At 60.0% G+C, this 19,568-nt stretch carries 20 protein-coding genes and 1 tRNA gene; 17 read left to right on the forward strand and 4 right to left on the reverse strand.

What is annotated here, in order from left to right; all coding sequences use genetic code 11:
• From BVH74_RS18900 to BVH74_RS00045, 10 genes are all read left to right on the forward strand, one after another.
• Complete coding sequence (locus BVH74_RS18900; protein WP_155121749.1) at positions 1-303, forward strand: YfdP family phage-associated protein; 303 nt, start codon at positions 1-3, stop codon at positions 301-303.
• A 73-nt stretch (positions 304-376) separates the two neighbouring features.
• Positions 377-1,198 carry a YfdQ family protein gene (locus tag BVH74_RS00010; protein WP_080048089.1) on the forward strand — a complete coding sequence of 274 codons (822 nt, stop codon included), beginning with the start codon at positions 377-379 and terminating at the stop codon, positions 1,196-1,198.
• Between the two features lie 65 nt (positions 1,199-1,263).
• Entirely contained in the window at positions 1,264-1,695 is a 432-nt protein-coding gene (locus tag BVH74_RS00015) for a hypothetical protein (RefSeq protein WP_080048090.1), read from the forward strand.
• The gene (locus BVH74_RS00020; protein ID WP_080048091.1) at positions 1,695-1,988 is read left to right on the forward strand and encodes a hypothetical protein; all 294 of its coding nucleotides are present in this window, start codon (positions 1,695-1,697) and stop codon (positions 1,986-1,988) included. The genes BVH74_RS00015 and BVH74_RS00020 overlap by 1 nt, the downstream gene beginning before the upstream one ends.
• Positions 1,988-3,217 carry a hypothetical protein gene (locus BVH74_RS18905; RefSeq protein ID WP_218189157.1) on the forward strand — a complete coding sequence of 410 codons (1,230 nt, stop codon included), beginning with the start codon at positions 1,988-1,990 and terminating at the stop codon, positions 3,215-3,217. Before BVH74_RS00020 ends, BVH74_RS18905 begins: the two co-directional genes overlap by 1 nt.
• Complete coding sequence (locus BVH74_RS00030) at positions 3,214-3,633, forward strand: hypothetical protein (protein ID WP_080048092.1); 420 nt, start codon at positions 3,214-3,216, stop codon at positions 3,631-3,633. Before BVH74_RS18905 ends, BVH74_RS00030 begins: the two co-directional genes overlap by 4 nt.
• Entirely contained in the window at positions 3,630-5,189 is a 1,560-nt protein-coding gene (locus BVH74_RS00035; RefSeq protein ID WP_080048093.1) for a DNA cytosine methyltransferase, read from the forward strand. Before BVH74_RS00030 ends, BVH74_RS00035 begins: the two co-directional genes overlap by 4 nt.
• A complete protein-coding gene (locus tag BVH74_RS00040; protein WP_080048094.1) occupies positions 5,186-6,031 on the forward strand; it encodes a DNA adenine methylase in 846 nt (281 codons plus the stop codon). The genes BVH74_RS00035 and BVH74_RS00040 overlap by 4 nt, the downstream gene beginning before the upstream one ends.
• Complete coding sequence (locus tag BVH74_RS18685) at positions 6,028-6,168, forward strand: hypothetical protein (RefSeq protein WP_155121663.1); 141 nt, start codon at positions 6,028-6,030, stop codon at positions 6,166-6,168. Before BVH74_RS00040 ends, BVH74_RS18685 begins: the two co-directional genes overlap by 4 nt.
• Entirely contained in the window at positions 6,165-6,362 is a 198-nt protein-coding gene (locus BVH74_RS00045) for a helix-turn-helix transcriptional regulator (RefSeq protein WP_080048095.1), read from the forward strand. Before BVH74_RS18685 ends, BVH74_RS00045 begins: the two co-directional genes overlap by 4 nt.
• Here BVH74_RS00045 and BVH74_RS00050 read toward each other — a convergent pair.
• On the reverse strand, positions 6,359-7,546 hold the full coding sequence (locus BVH74_RS00050) for a tyrosine-type recombinase/integrase (RefSeq protein ID WP_080051562.1): 1,188 nt from the start codon (positions 7,544-7,546) through the stop codon (positions 6,359-6,361). The genes BVH74_RS00045 and BVH74_RS00050 overlap by 4 nt on opposite strands.
• Before the next feature lie 231 nt (positions 7,547-7,777).
• Positions 7,778-8,968 (reverse strand): GGDEF domain-containing protein, encoded by a 1,191-nt coding sequence (locus BVH74_RS00055; RefSeq protein ID WP_177344494.1) that lies wholly within the window; start codon positions 8,966-8,968, stop codon positions 7,778-7,780.
• A 208-nt stretch (positions 8,969-9,176) separates the two neighbouring features.
• Here BVH74_RS00055 and BVH74_RS00060 point away from each other — a divergent pair.
• A tRNA-Met gene (locus BVH74_RS00060) sits at positions 9,177-9,253 on the forward strand.
• Positions 9,254-9,337: 84 nt separating this feature from the next.
• On the opposite strand, the gene BVH74_RS00065 is transcribed toward BVH74_RS00060, so the two are convergent.
• Both BVH74_RS00065 and BVH74_RS00070 read right to left on the reverse strand, forming a co-directional pair.
• Complete coding sequence (locus BVH74_RS00065) at positions 9,338-9,970, reverse strand: response regulator transcription factor (protein ID WP_080051563.1); 633 nt, start codon at positions 9,968-9,970, stop codon at positions 9,338-9,340.
• Positions 9,971-10,019: 49 nt separating this feature from the next.
• Positions 10,020-11,450 carry a PAS domain-containing sensor histidine kinase gene (locus BVH74_RS00070; RefSeq protein ID WP_080051564.1) on the reverse strand — a complete coding sequence of 477 codons (1,431 nt, stop codon included), beginning with the start codon at positions 11,448-11,450 and terminating at the stop codon, positions 10,020-10,022.
• Between the two features lie 170 nt (positions 11,451-11,620).
• Between BVH74_RS00070 and BVH74_RS00075 the strand changes: the two genes are divergently transcribed.
• From BVH74_RS00075 to BVH74_RS00100, 6 genes are all read left to right on the forward strand, one after another.
• Positions 11,621-13,240, forward strand: a complete 1,620-nt coding sequence (locus BVH74_RS00075; RefSeq protein ID WP_080048097.1) for an acyl-CoA synthetase — start codon at positions 11,621-11,623, stop codon at positions 13,238-13,240.
• A gap of 81 nt (positions 13,241-13,321) precedes the next feature.
• On the forward strand, positions 13,322-14,698 hold the full coding sequence (locus BVH74_RS00080) for a solute carrier family 23 protein (protein WP_080048098.1): 1,377 nt from the start codon (positions 13,322-13,324) through the stop codon (positions 14,696-14,698).
• A gap of 24 nt (positions 14,699-14,722) precedes the next feature.
• A complete protein-coding gene (locus tag BVH74_RS00085) occupies positions 14,723-15,961 on the forward strand; it encodes an OprD family porin (protein WP_231705550.1) in 1,239 nt (412 codons plus the stop codon).
• Between the two features lie 278 nt (positions 15,962-16,239).
• A complete protein-coding gene (locus BVH74_RS00090; protein WP_080048100.1) occupies positions 16,240-17,109 on the forward strand; it encodes an MBL fold metallo-hydrolase in 870 nt (289 codons plus the stop codon).
• 74 nt (positions 17,110-17,183) lie between these two features.
• Positions 17,184-17,933 carry a substrate-binding periplasmic protein gene (locus BVH74_RS00095; protein WP_080048101.1) on the forward strand — a complete coding sequence of 250 codons (750 nt, stop codon included), beginning with the start codon at positions 17,184-17,186 and terminating at the stop codon, positions 17,931-17,933.
• Positions 17,934-18,046: 113 nt separating this feature from the next.
• Positions 18,047-19,555 (forward strand): CoA-acylating methylmalonate-semialdehyde dehydrogenase, encoded by a 1,509-nt coding sequence (locus BVH74_RS00100; RefSeq protein ID WP_080048102.1) that lies wholly within the window; start codon positions 18,047-18,049, stop codon positions 19,553-19,555.
• Positions 19,556-19,568: the final 13 nt, after the last annotated feature.

The raw sequence follows: 19,568 nt of genomic DNA on the forward strand, positions 1-19,568 counted from the left end.
ATGAGCAAAAAAGCCCGCCCTTTCATTGACACCCTGCGCGACCTTGAAGGTGGACACCTGCTGGATGAACTCACAGGCGTGCAGCATGGACTGGTCGATTCCATTCGCCACACCAACAAACCAGGCGAACTGACCATCAAGCTGACCTACAAACCAGACGGCTCAGGTCAGATGACCGTCAAGGCAGACGTCAAGTGCAAAGAACCCACCCTGCAACGCGGAACCAGCCTGTTCTTCATGACACCTGAAGGCAACCTGACCCGCAAAGACCCACGCCACCTGATCTCCCTCTCCGGTCGGTAGAGGAAGAGCCAGCAGCGCAACTGCGCACAGCAGGCGAATAACCGCAGCAAAACCATTAATCAAGGAACCGAACATGAAAGACGCCATACAACACCTGGTTGCCCTCAGCCAAGGGCTTGGTAAGCCAATTGAAGGCCATGGCCTGGCCTACCCTTTGGCCCTAGTGCCTGAAAATCTTGAGGTGCAAGACCTCGAACAACACTTGCCAGCCCCGGTGCGAGTCCGGCAACACATCTCAATGCTGGACGCAGAATCGTTTGTCGCCTATGTGAACCGATTCACCACCCCAGCCACCGCTGTTTTTTGCAACGGCCCCACCGGGCGCACCTTCAAAGCCATCATTGACTACCACAAGCCTGAGCAGCCGAGCTGGGCCGACCACACTGTCAGTTACCAATGCCCAAGAACAGTTGAATGGAGCAACTGGAAAGACACAGACCGCAAAAAAATGGACCAGGCCAGCTTTGCCGAATTCATTGAGGACAACGTCAAAGACATCGTCCAGCCCGACCAAGACACACGCGCCCCCAGCGCCGCAGACATGCTAGAGATCAGCCGCACCCTGGAAGCCAAGAAAAACATCAGCTTCCGCCAGGGAACCCGGCTGGACAATGGCCAAGTACAACTTACCTACAACGAACAGATCGACGGCCGCGCCGGCGAAACTGGCCAACTAGCGATTCCTGAGCAGTTCTACATTGGGATCAAACCGTTCCTGGGCGGCGACGCATTCTGTGTTCAAGCCCGCTTCCGCTATCGCATCCGTGAGGGCGCTCTGGTGATGTGGTTTGAACTGGTACGCCCAGACAAAGTGCTGGAAGAAGCCTACAACGCCGTCCGCGCCAAGATAGCCACCGGCATCGGCACAGTACCGATGTACGAAGCCACCATCTAAACACAGCCACGCCCGCCGCCGCCACCTACCACAACCGTCCGGCGGCGGGCACAGGAGACACAGCCATGTCAGCAACCACCGCACTCACCGCCACAGTCATCGCCCTGGCACTGCTCACCAGCGCCGCCACCTACTACGCCCTCACCGCCCGCGAACGCGGCCGGCAAATCGCCCAGATCGACTACAACCACCGCCTGCGCCTCCAGCGTGCAGAGATCCAGCAAGCCCAACAAGCCCTGGAGCACCACCGCACCAGCTACGCCGCCGCCCTGGAACAGATGGCCATCGACCACGACCACGCTATCAACCAGCTCCGCGCCCCCACAGACCTCGATCTGCAACTCATCCAGCACATGGCCGAAAAGCTCAACCTCGCCTCCCAAGCCCTGCACGCCACCCAGCAATACAGCGACGCCAAAGCCGCCAAAAACCTCGCAGATCGCGGCCATCGCCTGCTCGAACGCCTGCGCCCCACCACCGCAGAGGAGGCCGCCTGATGGCACGCAAAGACATCATCTGTGAAGACGAAAAAGCCGTCACCGACGAAATCGCCGGCCACCGCGACAGCCGCTACCGGCTCATTATCAGCCACCCCTACGTCCGGCTGATCAAAGAAAAAGGGATTGAAGTCGACCACATCCGCGACCTCAACCCCAACGAACGCCGCGCCCTCGCCACCATCAACTGGCTGGACGCCGAAATCAAAAGGCTCGAAGCCATCCTCTATCAATTCGAGACCGGGAAACTCGCCGCCCAACACCGCGCCGAATGCCTGCGGGAGATTGCCTGATGAACCACGACATGTACCTCAGCACATTCAGCGGCGCCAAACTGAGCCTGATCGACCCAGACCCGCGCAGCATCCACATCAGCGACATTGCCCAGGGCCTGGCACATCAATACCGGTTCAACGGGCACAGCCACCCGACCTACACCGTCGCCCAGCACAGCGTATTCGTTAGCCACCAGGTGCCCGCCGAACATGCCCTGCAGGCCCTGCTGCACGACGCCACAGAAGCCTACATCGGCGACCTGCCAGCCCCGGCCAAAGCCCTGTGCCCAGATTACAAAACCCTGGAACAGCGCCTGCACGCCGCCATCATGGAACGCTTCGAGCTACCCGAAGCCCTCAGCCCCGCGGTAAAACACGCCGACCTAGTGGCCCTAGCCACAGAAAAACGCGACCTCATGCCCCAATGCGCCGACGACCACTGGCCCATGCTCGACAGCATCGAGCCCGCGCCCCAGCAACTGGGCGTCAGCTTGCCCCCAGACCAAGCCCGCACCCAGTTCCTGATGCGCTTCCGCGAACTGATGCAGCCCAAAAGTTACCCAACAGGCGGGATCATGCCAACAAGCAACTCGCCAAAAATGGCGACTAATGAGGCTAATTCCGTAGAAGTCGCCAAAAATGGCGCCCCGCAACTCAGTTCGCTTTGCCGCCCCACTCAGCAGTATTACTGGCGGCATCTGATCGGCGAGCCCATTACAGATAATGTCGACCCGCTGACCCTTGCCGAGGAACGAATAACCAAATTCCGAGCCCACCTGACCATCACCAGCAATCCGGAAGCACTGGAAGTACTGACAGAAACCGACATCAAGAGAGCATTTGAGCGCCAGAAAATCGAGCGTGAACGCGCTGAGCTGCAGCACATCATCTCAGCAGCCGCCAATGCCAATGAATACTGCCAAGCCAACAATATCGGCCAGTTCGGCGAAAGTGCCATTCAGGCACTGATCGACGATCACAAGCGGCTGCTCGGCATTAAACCCGGTTGCCCACCACAACCCCCACTCGCCCGAAAACACACCGGCATGCGCATCTGCGCCGCAGGTCTACTTGGCCGGGTCGGTGGCCGCCTCAAGTTCGGAGCCCAGCACATGCTGCAGCATCTAACCGAAATGGCGACCAGGTACTACAGCGGCGACATCACAGCCGTCGACGAATTCCTGCAGCTCTACTGCCTCGACGACAAACGCCCGAGCCAACCGGACCAGCAGCAGGTGCAGCCATGACTGACAAACGATTCGATAAGCCGTCCGTGCTGGAGGCAGAACCGGATAACCGTCTGCCAGATCATGTCGCATTGGCGCTGGACAATCTTGTCTACGACAACTACGAGCGTAGCCAGGCTGGGAGTCGGGCAAGACAGGCCGATGCCGATTTGATCCGCTATGCCATAGCATCATCCACTGCTGCGCCGGATGTGGCGGGGTTGCCCTTTGTCCGTAAAGTCCTCGAAAAGCTGGACCGATTTCACGAGTGCGCTATGGACGATGAAGGTGTCGATATTGGTCGGCACTGGCTCGATATTCTGACTCGCCTCGGCCTACTGAACCGAGTCCAGAGAAGCCCGGCGCGATGGGAAATGACGGCGCAGGCTGAGGACGCCCTCGCCGCCCACCAGCAGCGGGAGGCCGGCCAACCATGACCCAATTCCGCATCCACCCCCAGCCCGCATTCAACTTCAGCGGCCTGGTCATCGACAACTTCGCCGGCGGCGGCGGGGCCAGCACAGGCATAGAAATGGCCCTCGGTCGGCCGGTTGATATCGCCGTCAACCACGACCCCGAAGCCGTGGCCATGCACGACATCAACCACCCGCACACCCGGCACTACTGCGAAAGCGTCTGGGACATCGACCCGCGCACAATCACCCAGGGCCGACCCGTGGATCTGTGTTGGTTCAGCCCAGACTGCAAGCATTTCAGCAAAGCCAAAGGCGGCACCCCGGTCAGCAAGAAAATTCGCGGCCTCGCCTGGGTAACCCTACGCTATGCCGCAACCGTGCGCCCCCGCGTGATCATGCTCGAGAACGTCGAAGAGTTCATCACCTGGGGCCCTATCGGCAGCGACGGCAGACCCTGCCCGCGCAACAAAGGCCGCACTTTTTCCAGCTTCGTCAACGCCCTGCGTCGCCACGGCTACCAAGTCGAATGGCGCGAACTCCGCGCCTGCGACTTCGGCGCCCCAACCATCCGCAAGCGCCTGTTCCTCATCGCCCGTTGCGACAGCCAGCCCATCGTCTGGCCAGAACCAACCCACGGCGACCCGAACAGCGAGGCGGTCAAAGCCAAGCGCCTCAAGCCCTGGCGCACCGCCGGCGACATAATCGACTGGTCACTGCCATGCCCGTCGATTTTTGACCGCAAACGCCCATTGGCCGAGGCCACAATGCGCCGCATCGCCAGAGGTATTCAGCGTTATGTCATCAACTCTGCCGCACCCTTCCTGGTAAAGGTCAACCACGGCTACGACTATTTCAGAGGCCAGAGCCTGGGCGATCCACTGCAAACCCTAACCAGCAAGCTCGGCACCGGAGTGGTAGTCCCCACACTGGTCCAGGTCGGTTACGGCGAACGCCACGGCCAGGCTCCACGCGCCCCAGGCCTCGCCAAGCCGCTCGGAACAGTCGTAGCCGGAGGCGGCAAACACGCATTGGTAGCCGCGTTCCTTGCCAAGCACTACGGCGGCAACTACACCGGCCCTGGCGCCGGCCTGCAGGAGCCAACCCCGACCGTAACCACAGTCGATCACAACGCACTAGTGACCAGCCACCTGGTAAAGCTGCGCAACAACCAGCATAGCCAGGCCGTGACAGATCCTGTGCCGACCATCACGGCGGGCGGCGGCCATGTCGGAGAAGTCCGCGCCTTCTTGCTCAAGTACTACGGCACCGGCGAAGGCCAGACCCTCACCGACCCACTGCACACCGTAACCACCAAGGACCGCCACGCTCTGGTGATGATCAAGGGCGAACCCTACCAGATCGTCGACATCGGCATGCGCATGCTCGAACCACACGAACTGTACGCCGCCCAAGGATTCCCGGCTGACTACATCCACGACCACACCGCTGGCGGGAAAAAACTCAGCAAAGCCGCCCAGGTCCGCATGTGTGGCAACAGCGTATGCCCACCCGTAGCCGCCGCTCTGGTCCGAGCCAACCTGGTTGATGTGCGCATTGATGGGAGGGAGGCAGCATGATCACGAACCCAGTCATTCGTTACCACGGCGGCAAGTTTCGCCTAGCACCGTGGATTATCGAACACATGCCACCACACCAAACGTATGTAGAGCCGTTTGGAGGTGCTGCCGGCGTATTGATGCAAAAGCCCCGCAGCTACGCCGAGGTTTATAACGATCTGGACGGTGAAATCGTCAACCTGTTTCGCGTCATGCAAGATCCAGCACAACGCGATCGACTCGCCGAGCTACTTGTCTGCACCCCGTATGCTCGGAGCGAGTTTGAACTGGCCTTCGAGCTAACATCCGACCCGGTAGAAATCGCCCGCCGCACTATCATCCGCGCCGAAATGGGCTTCGGCTCTGCCGGCGCAACCAAGGGCAGCACCGGATTCCGAATCGACACAGCCCGAAAATACGCGACCGCCCAGCATATCTGGCTGCGTTTCCCGGAACGCCTGGCCGGCATCGGCCAGCGCCTGGCCGGCGTACTCATCGAAAACCGAAACGCGATCGAGGTAATGCTGAATCATGACAGCCCAGAGACCCTGCACTTCGTAGACCCGCCCTATGTACACAGCACGAGAAGCCTGGGCGGCAACCGCTACTATCGCCACGAAATGAGCGACAGCGATCACCAGGATCTGCTCAACACCCTGAAAAACCTCAAAGGCATGATCATCCTGAGCGGCTACCAATCAGACCTCTACTCCAAACAGTTACAAGGCTGGATCATCAACAGCAAAAGCGTCGCTTGCGCAGCAGGCCGCGGATCAGCCAAACGGCAAGAATCCATCTGGCTGAATCCAGCCTGCGCCGATGCCCTGAACCAGCGCGGCCTCCCACTGGAGGTGACCGCATGACCACAAAAACCCCCATGGCCATCCGCCCACTCGACCTACAGAACATTTGCGACATCTGCCACCAGCGCCGCAATCAGGGCAACCACGCCCGCTGCTCGCAGCGTCGGCAGGAACTGAACAGGAGGGAGGCTAAGTGACTATCGAACAAGTAGACCGCCTGCTGACAGTCAAAGAAGTGCTGGCCATGGTCGCAATTGGAAAAACCAAACTCTACGAAATGATCCAGTTAGAAGAGTTTCCAGAGCCGATCAAACTGGGGCAAATGTCCCGCTGGTCACTGCTCGAAGTGCAAGAATGGATCACGCAACAGAAAAATAACCGGGCGGCCTAGCCAGCCCGGTATTTTCGCTCAGCCTCAATACAGTAATCCTGCCACCACTGCATCAGGCCCACACGCTCATCCAGGTACTGAGCGTGATTGTATGCCGCCTTGGTCTTGTTATCCTCAGCATGGGCAAGTTGCATTTCGATCACCTCGCCACGGAACAACCCTGAGTCGTATAGATGGGTCGAGGCAGTCGCCCGAAAGTCATGGCACGAGAACCCCTTAAAGCCCAGCCTCTCAAGAGCCCTGTTCAGGGTTGAGCCGTCAATCGGCTTGCCCGGATGGCGCAGCCCGGGGAACATCAACTCACCAGCCCCCGTGATAGCCCTCAACTCTCGCAACAGCTCAACCGCTCGTGCCGGCAACGGCACCAGGTGTCGGCGGCGCTTCTTCATCAGCTCAGGGGGAATGTCCCAAATTGCCGCATCCAGATCCACATGCTCCCAGCGCCCGCGCCGCAGCTCAACCGTTCGAACGAACAGCAGCTGCAGCAGCTCCAGCGCAATCACATTCGCCCTGAACCCACCGTAACCAGACAGCTCAGCCCGGAACCGCCCTATTTCCTCGGCACTCATCGCCGTGCTGTGCTCAACCGGCGGACGAACAAACGCCCCATAAAGTGCCGCAGCAGGATCTGCATCGGCGCGCAGCGTGCGAACTGCAAACCGGTACATCTGCGACACCCAGTTGATCATCGATATGGCGTAGTAGCGAGCCCCGCGCCGTTCCATTCGCTGCAGACACTCAAGCAGCATCGCCGCCGTCACATCACGCACAGGCACCCGCCCTATGTATGGGAACAGGTTACGAGTGAACGCCCGGGTCAGCTGCGCCCTGTATCCATCGCTGACCCCCTCCTTGCTGGCGATCCACTCCAGCGCGACCTGCCTGAACGTGTTGCCGTTCTCGGCCAACTGCTTTGCCCGCTCAGTCTGCCGAACATGCGCCGGGTGCCGCCCCTCTTTGACCAGCACCCGGGCTTTATCGCGCTCGGCCCGAGCATCCGCTAAACTCAGCTCCGGGTACTCACCCAGAGCAAAAACGTTCTCTTTGCCGTCCAGCTTGTAGCGGTACCGCCAAAACTTGCCACCCGTAGGGCGCACCTCTACATATAAGCCCCGCGAGTCGCTGAGCTTTCGGGGTTTATCACCCGGCTTGGCCTGCCGTATCTGGACATCCGTGAGGGGCATAGCGGGTATCGTCTCCGACTCAAAATACCCCGCTTTTATACCCGCTTTTTTCCCGGCTGTCTGCGCATCAATGCGAACACACGCGAACATCAAAGCCGGTCAGAACAAGGGTTTATGTCAAAAGGCGAACTGATGCGAACACCGGTGAACCGGGGTCACAGTCAACATGGATGATCTTGCGCACAGCACAGGTCCGAACCGAAAGTTACACGAACGCCAAGTGTACCCCGTTCAGGCCAGTACCACCCGATTTCGCCCGGCACGTTTACCCTGATAGAGCCCTTTGTCGGCCCGGCGAATAGTGTCCCGAATGGTTTTTTCATCATCCTGAACCCGAGTAACTGCAAAAGTAGCGGTCAACGGGTAATCGCGGTCACTGCTCAACAACAAAGGAGACTGTTCCAGCGCCTGGCGTAGCCGCTCAACCATACAGCCGGCCTGCTGCTCATCGGTATCGGGCAGCAGCATGATGAACTCCTCGCCGCCAAAACGCCCCAGGACATCGGACTGGCGCATGTGCCGGGCAAACAGACTCGCCACATGCCTGAGTGCAGCATCTCCGGCGTCATGGCCAAGCTTGTCATTCAAGGCTTTGAAGTGATCAAGGTCTGCGATGCACAGACACATCGGCGAGTTCTGCCGACGGCAACGCTCACGCTCACGGACAAACAGCATTTCGTATTGGCGTCGATTGAACAACCCAGTCAGCGGGTCAGTGGTCGCCTGGCGCTTGAGTTCAAGCTCCAGCGCCTCGCGCCGCTCAATCTCGGCCTTGAGCTCACGATTGGCCTCGGCCACCTCGGTATACAACGCGAACTCATGGCGCTGCACCAGTTGCAGACGCAGGGCCGCAACAAAACCTACCACCACCGGCAACATCAGGATGAACGACACCCCGACCAGCAATCCAGTGGAAAGCCCCGTGAGCGCCAGGCAATAAAGAGTACCGGCAATACCGAACAACGCCGCCAGCAAGGTCGGATATACCCGGCTGGGAATGAAGATAAACATGCTGATCAGCATGATCAGGGTCACACCGATGTTCCAGATGACGATATCCGGACGAGCAAAGTAGATCAGAAAGAACAGGACGAAGCCCAACGCCTCCAGAGCGGTTACCGCATAACCGGTGGTGGCCAGCTCCGGCCGCTGGCCGAGTCGCCAGGCAAACGCCAACAGCAAAGCCGCCTGCAGAATGCGGGTGGACATCAGTATCAGGAAGCCGTCACTCCAGCCCAAGTCCAGGTAATCAAGCCCGCCAAACAACAGCAGCAGAATCGCCCAGACCAGCACGGCCACCCGCAAATGCCGTGCCATAGAGGGCTCGATATGCCTGCGAAACGCCTGTTCGACCTCAGGCTCGACGAACTCTCCACGCCAGGTAGAGAGCCGATATGAGAGCGCAGCATCTGTTTCTGCCATACATCCCCGCCCCGCAATGTCAGCATTATTATTATGTGTATCACTATTAAACAAAATTACACGAATGCCAAGCATAAAGCACGGCGCAAATGCTGCCAATTTGGCATCATGCAATTTCCGTCTGACCCACCCGTCTCTGCACAGGAAAAATCTTTTTTCATCAGACGCTTGACAGTTATTCGCGAATGCGTAGAATGGCGCCCTCTGACGCGGGGTGGAGCAGTCTGGTAGCTCGTCGGGCTCATAACCCGAAGGTCGTAGGTTCAAATCCTGCCCCCGCAACCAGTTTACAAAACCGCTGATCGGCGCAAGCCAATCAGCGGTTTTTTTTATGCTCAGAAGAACGCTATCAAAGGCTCAACCGCGCCTTCAGCGCGGCTGCAAACTGAATGGTTCGACCAGCCCGGCGCCGATCGCCATACCTACCAGCGCCGGCAGACTGTCGGCCTGCATGCGCTTCATCACCCGCGCACGATATAGATCCACGGTCTTGACGCTGACATGCAGCTGCTCAGCGATTTCCCGATTGCTGTAACCCTGCACCAACGGCAGCAAAATGTCTCTTTCACGCGGGGTCAGGCTATCGAGCCGGGCCTGGACCTCATACCGGGCCCGCTGGTTGGTGGCGATTACCGGTTGACGGTTGAGCGCTCGCTGGACGCTGTCGAGCAGCAACTGTTCGTTGTAGGGCTTTTCGATAAAGTCGACCGCACCACCGCGAAAGGCCCGGACCACAATCGGCACATCGGCGTGAGCGCTAACGAAAATGACCGGCAACTCGAGGCCACGCTCACGCATCGCCTCCTGCACCGCCAGCCCACCCATGCCCGGCATGCGGATATCCAGCAGAACACAGGCCGGTACCATTGGGTCACAGGCATCAAGAAAGGCCTGACCATTGGTGAACGGCAGCGCCTTAAGTCCGACCGAGTCAAACAGCCAGACGGTGGAGTCGAGCATGCCCTGGTCATCATCGACAACATAAACCAGTTGCTGGGACATCTCGGGCATGCGCGCTCCTTTTATTGTTCGCAAAATCAGGGCTGGCAGCCTAATCGACACTGGCGCCAACCGGCAACCAGCAATGCAGGCATAACCCACCATCGTCAACCGGCAGTGCTTCAAGCCCACCACCAAAGCCTTCAACGATACCCTGACTCATCGACAGGCCCAAGCCCAAACCATCCGGCTTGCTGGTATAGAACGGGGTGAACATCTTGCTGCGCTCGTCCTCGGACAAGCCCGGCCCCTGATCGATCACCCGTATATGTACCAGCCCGGCAGCACTGTCGAGTTGCAGGGTGATCTGTGAGGACGCTTGCGGATGGCGTTCACGATTGGCCTCGATAGCGTTGCGCAGCAGGTTCAGCAGCACCTGCTGCAACAGGATTGGATCGACCTGAACCAGTGGCACCTCAGCAGCGAACTGCTCGACCACGCTGATCTGATGCTGGACGGCCTCCCAGGCACAGAGGTTGACCGCTTCACGCAACAACTGTGCCGGCGCGAGCCGTTGCAGTCGGCGCTGACCCTTGCGCAGAAAGCCGCGCAGCCGGCGAATTACCGCCGCCGCATGCTCGGCCTGCTCACTGATCCGGGCCAGCCCCTGTTCGACCTTCTCCAGCCCTACCTGCCCTTGGTGCGCGCCGCTCAGGTAACGCTGACTGGCACTGGCATAGTTGAGAATCGCTGCCAGTGGCTGGTTCAGCTCATGGGCAATTCCCGAGGCCAGCTCGCCCAGGGTCGCCAGCCGGGCGGCGTGGGCCAGCTCATCCTGCAGCCGACGGTTGCTTTCCTCGCTATGGATTCGCGCAGTGATATCCCGCGATACGCTGATGACCTCGACCACGCTGCCGGTGTAGGTTTCGCGGATGGCCCGGCTGGCAGTCTCGAACCAGAGATAGTGACCATCGTTATGCCGGATCCGGTAAGTCACTGTCAGGTAGCCGTCCTGCTCCAGAGCACGCCGGTAACGCTCACCCAATTGGGCACTGTCTTGCGGATGGTAGAGGTTTTGAATCGAACTGCCACGCAGTTGCTCGGGCGAGTAACCGAGCAACGTACGAGCAGCTGGCGAGGCGTCGAGAAACACTCCATCCGGGGTATGGCGGGAAATCAGATCGGTGGTGTTCTCGACAATCAATCGATATAGCCGATGAGCTACGGTAGCTTCATGCTGTAGGCGCAGGCTCTCGGTCGCATCCCGGCCACGTACCAGCACGGCCGCCAGCGCCGGCTGGGGGATATAGCTCCAGAGCAGATAACGCTCCCCAACATGGGCTTCCACCTCGTCGATGCAGCGCTGCTGGCGGCGACAGGCTCCGACCAGGGCCTCATGATTGGCCGGTAACCAGTCCGACAACCCGGGTCCACTAGCCAGCAACTGCTGCAACGCCGGATTGCCCTCGTCGGTGCACGCATCGGTAATCAGCAGACTGGGCTGCGGGTCACTGTCGAGCAGCTGCCTGGCCGCCCGGCGCAATGTGCTGAGCTGTGTCTTCACTCAAATTCCTTATAGTAAAAATACTATAATACTTTAGATTATCTTCCATATATCACAGAAATAAACTATAAATCCCATCGTGAAAGTCTGGTAGCCAGATCCGGACCTGTCACTACAAGAGCCAACAAATAACCAGCCCAGGTGTTGCCATGTCGATTTTTCAGGAAGGTCTGTCCCAGGCCCCGGTCAACCATATCGCTCTGAGCCCACTGAGTTTCATCGAGCGGACCGCCAGCGTCTACCCGCATTACCCTGCCGTGATCCATGGCGCAATCCGCCGCGATTGGGAGGAAACCTATCAGCGCTGCCGACGGCTGGCTTCGGCGCTACAGGGTCGTGGCATTGGTGCCGGCGACACCGTAGCCGTCATGCTGCCGAACATTCCGGCCATGCTTGAAGCCCATTTCGGCATCCCCATGATCGGTGCGGTCCTCAATACCCTCAACGTGCGCCTGGATGCCGAAGCCATCGCCTTCATGCTCAACCATGGCGAAGCCAGGGCACTGATCACCGACCGAGAATTCCATGTGGTCATCCGTGAAGCCCTGCAGCTCATCAACCGACCGATTCTGGTCATTGACGTCGATGATCCGGAATACGGTGAAGGCGAAGCGGTCAGCGACCTTGATTATGAAGCCTTTCTTGCCGAGGGCGATCCCGAGTTCGCCTGGCACTGGCCCAGTGACGAATGGCAGGCGATCTCGCTGAACTACACCTCCGGCACCACCGGCAACCCCAAGGGCGTGGTCTACCACCACCGCGGCGCCTACCTCAATGCGCTGGGCAACCAGATGACCTGGGGCATGGGCCAGCACCCGGTATACCTGTGGACCCTGCCGATGTTCCACTGCAACGGCTGGTGCTACCCCTGGACCGTCACCGCCCTGGCCGGCGTACATGTCTGTCTGCGCCGGGTCGACCCCCAGAAGATTCTCAACCTGATAGATGAGCATCAGGTCACGCACCTGTGCGGCGCGCCCATCGTCCTCAATGCCCTGGCCAACATGCCGGAATCGGCCAAGGCCGCCATCGACCATCCGGTCAAGGCGATGGTCGCCGGCGCCGCGCCGCCGGCCAAGGTGATCGGCTCAGTCGAGGCCATGGGTATCGAAGTGACCCACGTATACGGCCTGACTGAGGTCTATGGCCCGGTCACCGTTTGCGCCTGGCATGAAGAGTGGAACGAGCTGCCACTGGACGAGCGGGCCCGACTCAAGTCGCGTCAGGGCGTGCGCTACCCGACCCTGGAAGGGGTGATGGTGGCCGATCCCCAGACCTTGCAGCCGGTGCCGCGCGACGGCGAAACCATCGGCGAGATTTTCATGCGCGGCAATACCGTGATGAAAGGCTATCTGAAAAACCCCGAAGCCACCGCCGAAGCCTTTGAAGGCGGCTGGTTCCACACCGGTGATCTGGCGGTCTGCCACCCCAACGGCTATGTGGAAATTCGCGACCGGCTCAAGGACATCATCATCTCCGGTGGCGAGAACATCTCCACCATCGAAGTTGAAGACACCCTGTACAAGCACCCGGCAATACTCGAAGCCGCAGTAGTCGCTCGCCCGGACGAGAAATGGGGCGAAACACCCTGCGCCTTTATCGCCCTCAAGGGCAGTCAGCAGGCCAGTGCCGAGGACATCATGCAGTTCTGCCGCGAACACCTGGCCGGCTTCAAGGTGCCCAAGACCGTAGTGTTTACAGAACTGCCCAAGACCTCGACCGGCAAGATCCAGAAATTCGTGCTGCGCGACTGGGCCAAACAGCTCTGAGCCCGACGCCAATCACAGCGCACAACCCGTTTCACAACAACAACAAGCGGCCGGACCCGTTCCGGCCGACGGAGGCTTATCATGCAAATGTTCAAGCGCGCCGACGGCGCCGAGCAACCCTATTGGCCCTGCGGTCCGTTCAAGATCCGTCTGCCCTTCATTCATTACCGCTGGGAAACCGCCGAAATGCTCCAGGCGCTGATCATGTTCGTGGTCAGCCTGGGCATGATTCCGCTGCTGGAAAAATTCCTCGGCCTGCCCTACGACGTGGCGCTGGCCTATGTGGTGGTGTGCGGCATAGGTTTCATGCTGCCAGCTCTGCTTGGGGTGCCCATGGTGCCAGGCTGGATTACCCCGGCGATCCCGGTGGTACTGCTGTTTCTCGGTGATTTCGAGCCCGGCCCGGAAGCGATCCAGGCGCTGTTCGCGTTGCAGTTTCTGGTCTTTCTGATCTTCCTGATTCTCGGCATCACCCGGCTCGGCAGCGTGATGGTGCGCATTGTGCCCAACTCGATGAAGGGCGGGATCATCATCGGCGCCGGTATCGCCGCACTGATGGGCGAAATCTCCAGCGGCGGGCGTCTGGCCAACACGCCGATCTCGCTGGTTCTCGGCAGCCTGATCTGCCTGTACCTGATGTTCTCGGTATCGTTCAAGGGCCTGACCGAGCGTCTGCCGTTCATGCGCAAGATCGTTAACTACGGCATGGTGCCAGGGATGCTGATCGCCATCATCGTCGGCATTGCGGTTGGCGAGTACAAAATGCCCGATGTGCGCTGGGGCATCACCACACCGGCGTTCGGCGAGATGTGGAACTACCTGCCGTTCATGCTCGGTTTTCCGGAGTTCAAGGTATTTCTGCTGGCGGTGCCAACCGCAGTGATCGCCTACATCATCGCCTTCGGCGACATCATCGTCGGCCAGTCACTGATGCAGCGGGCCGATGAACTGCGCCCGGACGAAGTGATCGAGAACAACATCGACCGCGTCCACCTGGTCACTGCCATCCGTAACGCCCTGCACGCTTTCTTCGCTCCCTACCCGGGCCTGGCCGGACCGATCTGGACCGCCGTCGCCGCGACCATGGCCGAGCGCTACAAATACGGCCGCAAGGCCATGGACTCAATCTACAGCGGTGCCGGCACCTTCTGGATTACCGGCTTCATCGCTCTGTTCATGTTGCCGTTGGTTAGCTTCTTCCAGCCGGTACTGCCAATCGCCCTGTCACTGACCCTGATTCTGACCGGCTACATCTGTCTGATGGTCGGCTTCGAGCAGCTCAACAACAACACCGAGCGCGGCGTAGCCGGCACCATGGGTGTGGTCCTGGCAGTCTACGGCGCAGGCTGGGGCCTGGCCGCCGGCGCCGTGCTGTACCTGCTGGTCGAGCGCACCCACATCCTGCGCTTTCGCAGCGTCAAGGACCATGCCGAGACCAAAGCCCCGGCCCGCGACTGAACACAACAATAAAAGAGGATGACCATGAAATTACTGCAAACCACTGCCCTGCTCGGCCTCAGCGGCCTGCTGGCCCTGCCGGTCAATGCGGCTTTCCTTGAGGACAGCCAGACTCGCCTGGAACTGCGCAACTTCTATTTCAACCGCGACTTCCGTCAGTCCGGTGCCGCGCAAAGCAAGGCTGACGAATGGGCTCAGGGCATTCGCCTCGACTGGCAGTCCGGCTACACGCCGGGCCGCTTCGGCGTTGGCCTGGACGCCATCGGCCTGCTCGGCATCAAGCTCGATTCCAGCCCCGACCGCACCGGTACCGGCCTGCTCAAGGCCGACCGCAGCGAAGGTCGTGCGATGGACGAATACGCCCAGCTCGGCCTGACCGCCAAGCTGCGACTGGATGAGCATGTGCTGCGCCTGGGCACCCTGCTGCCACAGCTGCCGCTGGCCATGCACAACGACAGCCGCCTGTTGCCGCAAACCTTCCGCGGCGGCTGGCTGCAGGCCAAGGGCAGCGACGCCCTGAGCTTCGACCTGGGCCGCTTCGACGCCATCAACCTGCGCGACTCCTCCGATCACCAGCGAATGCGTCCGGTGCAGGGTGGCGCACGCAACGTCAGCGTACGCGGCAAGCCTGACAGCAATGCCTTTGACTTCGCTGGCGCCAGCTATCGGTTCAACCCGGATACCCGCGCCAGCTACCACTACGGCGAGCTTGACGGCATCTACCGCCAGCACTATCTGACCCTGAACCACAGCCGCACGCTGGGCACCGGCCGACTCAGCGCCGATCTGCGTTACGCCGACGCCAGCAACGCCGGGCGCAGCAACATCGACAACCGCATGACTAGTCTGGCACTGGCCTGGCAAACCGGTATGCAGCGCTTTGGCGCCAGCTACCAGCAGATGAACGGCCGTACCGGCTTCGCCTATCTCAACGGCACCGATCCATTCCTGGTCCACCTGGTACAGATCAACGACTTCGCCAACCGTGACGAGCGCAGCTGGCAACTGCGCCACGACTACAGCTTTGCCAACCTCGGCCTGCCGGGCCTGAGCCTGATGAACCGCTACACCCATGGCGACAACATCAAGCTGGCCAGCGGTCGCGGCAGCGAGTGGGAACGCAACACCGACCTGGCCTATACGGTCCAGAACGGCCCGCTGAAAAACCTGTCCGTACGCTGGCGCAATGCAACCTACCGCAGCAGTTTTGCCAGTGACCTGGATGAGAATAGGTTGATTGTTGGTTACACCTTTGCTTGGTAGACCGTGCCACCGACATTCTGATCGACGCTTTCGTGTAATGCCGCTCGACAGGCCAGCCAAGGGCGCCAGGATATTCCTGTGTATGATCAGAATGCCGGCCCAGATTTTGCTCAGCCACCCGCACAAGACTGGCACACGTTCTTGTCGGGCGCCTGTTCTGGACCGTCGATGCCCTGGACGGGCATCGTCGAGCGCCCAGGGATGGGTTCACAGCGTGTCCAGAACAGGCGCCCGACAAGAACGCAGAACTCATCACCTCACGTAACGAGAACCCCACCATGCGCACATTCACCACCCTGGAAGGCAACAGTCAGCGGCTTGATGGCGGCGCCATGTTCGGCAACGCGCCCAAGGCCCTGTGGTCACGCTGGGTCGAAACCGACGAGCACAATCGCATCACTCTGAGCTGCCGCGCCCTGCTGGTACAGGAAGATGGCCGCAACATTCTGGTCGAAACCGGCATTGGTGCCTTCTTCGAGCCACGCCTGAAAGAACGCTACGGCGTGGTCGAAGACCGTCATGTACTGCTAGACAGTCTGGCCGATATTGGCCTCAGCCATGAGGACATTGATGCCGTGGTCCTGACCCATTTGCACTTCGACCATGCCGGTGGCCTGCTCAGCGCCTGGCAGGACGACCAGCCAGCGCAACTGCTGTTTCCCAACGCTACCTTTATCACTGGCCAGCGTCACTGGCATCGCGCCAAGCGTCCGCACCCGCGCGACCAGGCCTCATTTATTCCCGAACTGCTCAGACTCCTGGAGGCCAGCGGCCGACTGGAACTGATCGCCGACGGCCAGCAGTCCGCCACCCTTGGTAAAGACTGGCGCTTTCGCTTCAGCGATGGCCATACCCCCGGCCTGATGATTCCCGAGTTCGACATGCCGGACGGTCCGGTAGTGTTCCCCGGCGACCTGATTCCCGGCGCACCCTGGGTTCACCTGCCGATCACCATGGGCTATGACCGCTTCCCTGAAGCATTGATCGAAGAAAAGGAAGAGCTGCTTGACTCACTGGTAGCCCGCCATGGGCGGCTGATATTCACCCATGACCCACAAGTCGCGGTGGCTGGCGTTGAACGTGACGAACACAGCGGTCGCTACCAGGCAACCAACCCGCGCGGCAATGTAGAGACGATCAGCCGATAAGCGGAAACAAGACACAGTACAGTAGTGAGCAGGCACCCTATACTGCAGGTATGGCCCAATTATAATGATGCTCTATGTACCCGATTCGCTACTGCCTGCTGCTGTTGTGCTGGTTACTGCCCATAGGTGTCCTGAGCGCCGATGAAGCAAAACCGCCGCTCAGGTTCATGACTGCCGATGTCTGGCCCTGGGGTTATATCGATGAATACGGGCAACCGGCAGGCTTGCTCAGCCGCCTGGCCAATCGCCTGAGTGAGCTGAGTGATCTGCCACTGGACAATCGCGTGCTGCCACACCAGCGTCTGGTACACGAACTGCGCCTTCATCGGGCGGATTTTGCCGTGCTGTTCGAGAACCCGACCCTGGATAGCTTTGCCAGTAGTCTTGGCGTAGTCATTCAGGCCGATATCCTGCTGGTTACCCGCCCATCCAACAGTCTGAAACTGAACCTGGAGGGTCTGTCTGGCCGCAAGGTGGCTTATATCCGCGGCACCTATTACGGCGAAAGCTTTACCGCCGATCAGCACATCATCAAAGTACCGGTCCACAATCTCGATCAGGCAGTGGAAATGCTGCTCATGGGTCGGATTGACGCGCTGATCAGCAGCGATCTGGTGCTGCATCACACTCTGGAAGCCTTGGGCATGACTACCGGGCAGTTCCGCATCGCCGTGCACGCGCCAGGTCACCCGGGCCATCTGTACATGTCCGATCAGCCCAGTTACCCAGAACAGGCTCAAGCCATGCAGAGCGCACTGGAGCAGTTGCGGGCCAGCGGTGAGCTGCGTGAGCTGTTCGACCGTTCATTACTGGTCAACGAGTAGACCGCATTTGTCCAGAGGCAGGTCTTGGGGTGCGATCACGGTGGTAAACACCTGTGCTATTTAATCTGTAGTACCCTCAGATTATGCAGTGCCCCAAACCGGAGGCCGCCATCATGTCCTCAATACTTCCCCCCACCGTCAAACTGCTGATCAACGGCGAATTTGTCGACTCGCAAACCGATCAGTGGCGCGAGGTCATCAACCCGGCCACCCAGCAGGTGCTGGCCCGGGTTCCATTCGCCACGACTACCGAGGTTGATGCAGCCGTAGCCAGCGCCCAAGAAGCTTTCAAAAACTGGCGAAGCACCCCGATCAGCAGCCGTGCCCGGGTATTTCTACGCTACCAGCAATTGATCCGCGAGCATCTCAAGGAGTTGGCCACGCTGCTCAGCGCCGATCAGGGCAAAACCCTGGCCGATGCCGAGGGTGATGTGCTGCGCGGCCTGGAGGTGGTCGAGCATGCTGCCTCGATCGGCAACCTGCAGCTTGGCGAACTGGCCCATCAGGTCGCCGGCGGGGTCGACACCTATACCCTGCGCCAGCCTCTGGGTGTATGCGCCGGCATCACCCCGTTCAACTTCCCGGCAATGATTCCGTTGTGGATGTTTCCAATGGCCATTGCCACCGGCAACAGCTTCGTACTTAAGCCTTCTGAGCAGGACCCGCTGGTAACCATGCGGCTGGCCGAGCTGGCCATGCAGGCTGGCATTCCTCCCGGAGTACTCAATGTCATCCATGGCGGAGCCGAGGTGGTCAATGCGCTTTGTGACCATCCGGCCATCAAGGCTGTTTCCTTTGTCGGCTCGACTGCGGTCGGCACCCATGTCTACCAGCGCGCCACGCAGGCCGGCAAGCGTGCGCAGTGCATGCTGGGGGCCAAGAACCATGCGGTGGTTATGCCCGATGCCAACCGCGAGCAGACGCTCAACAGCCTGATCGGCGCGGTATTCGGCGCCGCCGGGCAGCGTTGCATGGCCCTGTCGGTGCTGATTCTGGTCGGCGAGGCCAGTCAGTGGTTGCCAGAGCTGGTCGACAAAGCCAGGAAGCTGAAGGTCAATGCCGGCTGCGAACCCGATACCGACCTGGGGCCACTGGTCTCACGTGACGCCCGGACCCGGGTCGAGCGACTGATTGCCCAGGGGTTGGCCGAAGGAGCCGAGTTGCTGCTCGACGGACGCAATCCGGCGGTTAGTGGCTATGAAAGCGGAAACTTCGTCGGCCCCAGCATCTTTGCCGGCGTCACCCCGCAGATGAGCATCTACCGCGAGGAAATCTTCGGCCCGGTACTGTGCGTCATGCAGGCCGACAGTCTCGAGCAGGCCATGGCGATCATCAATGCCAACCCCTACGGCAACGGCACGGCAATTTTCACCAGCTCCGGCGCCAGCGCCCGGCGGTTCAAGGAGCTGATCGAGGTTGGCCAGGTCGGTATCAATGTACCCATTCCGGTGCCAGCCGCGATGTTCTCCTTCAGTGGCTCACGCGGCTCCAGGCTGGGTGACCTGGGCCCTTACGGCAAGCAGGTCATTCTGTTCTATACCCAGACCAAGACGGTCACCGAGCGCTGGTTCGACGAGGACGATCAAAGCGGAGCCGTCAACACCACCATCACCCTCAAGTGAACGGCCAAACTAC

The sequence above is a fragment of the Halopseudomonas phragmitis genome (assembly GCF_002056295.1).
Taxonomy (GTDB): Bacteria; Pseudomonadota; Gammaproteobacteria; order Pseudomonadales; family Pseudomonadaceae; genus Halopseudomonas; species Halopseudomonas phragmitis.

Bases quoted from the DNA above. Each gene is read 5' to 3' on its own strand.
- BVH74_RS18900 (WP_155121749.1), top strand. From the start codon at position 1: ATGAGCAAAAAAGCCCGCCCTTTCATTGACACCCTGCGCGACCTTGAA.
- BVH74_RS00015 (WP_080048090.1), top strand. From the start codon at position 1,264: ATGTCAGCAACCACCGCACTCACCGCCACAGTCATCGCCCTGGCACTG.
- BVH74_RS18905 (WP_218189157.1), top strand. From the start codon at position 1,988: ATGAACCACGACATGTACCTCAGCACATTCAGCGGCGCCAAACTGAGC.
- BVH74_RS00090 (WP_080048100.1), top strand. From the start codon at position 16,240: ATGCGCACATTCACCACCCTGGAAGGCAACAGTCAGCGGCTTGATGGC.
- BVH74_RS00095 (WP_080048101.1), top strand. From the start codon at position 17,184: ATGTACCCGATTCGCTACTGCCTGCTGCTGTTGTGCTGGTTACTGCCC.
- BVH74_RS00050 (WP_080051562.1), bottom strand. From the start codon at position 7,546: ATGCCCCTCACGGATGTCCAGATACGGCAGGCCAAGCCGGGTGATAAA.
- BVH74_RS00055 (WP_177344494.1), bottom strand. From the start codon at position 8,968: ATGGCAGAAACAGATGCTGCGCTCTCATATCGGCTCTCTACCTGGCGT.
- BVH74_RS00100 (WP_080048102.1), top strand. From the start codon at position 18,047: ATGTCCTCAATACTTCCCCCCACCGTCAAACTGCTGATCAACGGCGAA.
- BVH74_RS00065 (WP_080051563.1), bottom strand. From the start codon at position 9,970: ATGTCCCAGCAACTGGTTTATGTTGTCGATGATGACCAGGGCATGCTC.
- BVH74_RS00040 (WP_080048094.1), top strand. From the start codon at position 5,186: ATGATCACGAACCCAGTCATTCGTTACCACGGCGGCAAGTTTCGCCTA.
- BVH74_RS00080 (WP_080048098.1), top strand. From the start codon at position 13,322: ATGCAAATGTTCAAGCGCGCCGACGGCGCCGAGCAACCCTATTGGCCC.
- BVH74_RS00020 (WP_080048091.1), top strand. From the start codon at position 1,695: ATGGCACGCAAAGACATCATCTGTGAAGACGAAAAAGCCGTCACCGAC.
- BVH74_RS00085 (WP_231705550.1), top strand. From the start codon at position 14,723: ATGAAATTACTGCAAACCACTGCCCTGCTCGGCCTCAGCGGCCTGCTG.
- BVH74_RS00010 (WP_080048089.1), top strand. From the start codon at position 377: ATGAAAGACGCCATACAACACCTGGTTGCCCTCAGCCAAGGGCTTGGT.
- BVH74_RS00035 (WP_080048093.1), top strand. From the start codon at position 3,630: ATGACCCAATTCCGCATCCACCCCCAGCCCGCATTCAACTTCAGCGGC.
- BVH74_RS00075 (WP_080048097.1), top strand. From the start codon at position 11,621: ATGTCGATTTTTCAGGAAGGTCTGTCCCAGGCCCCGGTCAACCATATC.
- BVH74_RS00030 (WP_080048092.1), top strand. From the start codon at position 3,214: ATGACTGACAAACGATTCGATAAGCCGTCCGTGCTGGAGGCAGAACCG.
- BVH74_RS18685 (WP_155121663.1), top strand. From the start codon at position 6,028: ATGACCACAAAAACCCCCATGGCCATCCGCCCACTCGACCTACAGAAC.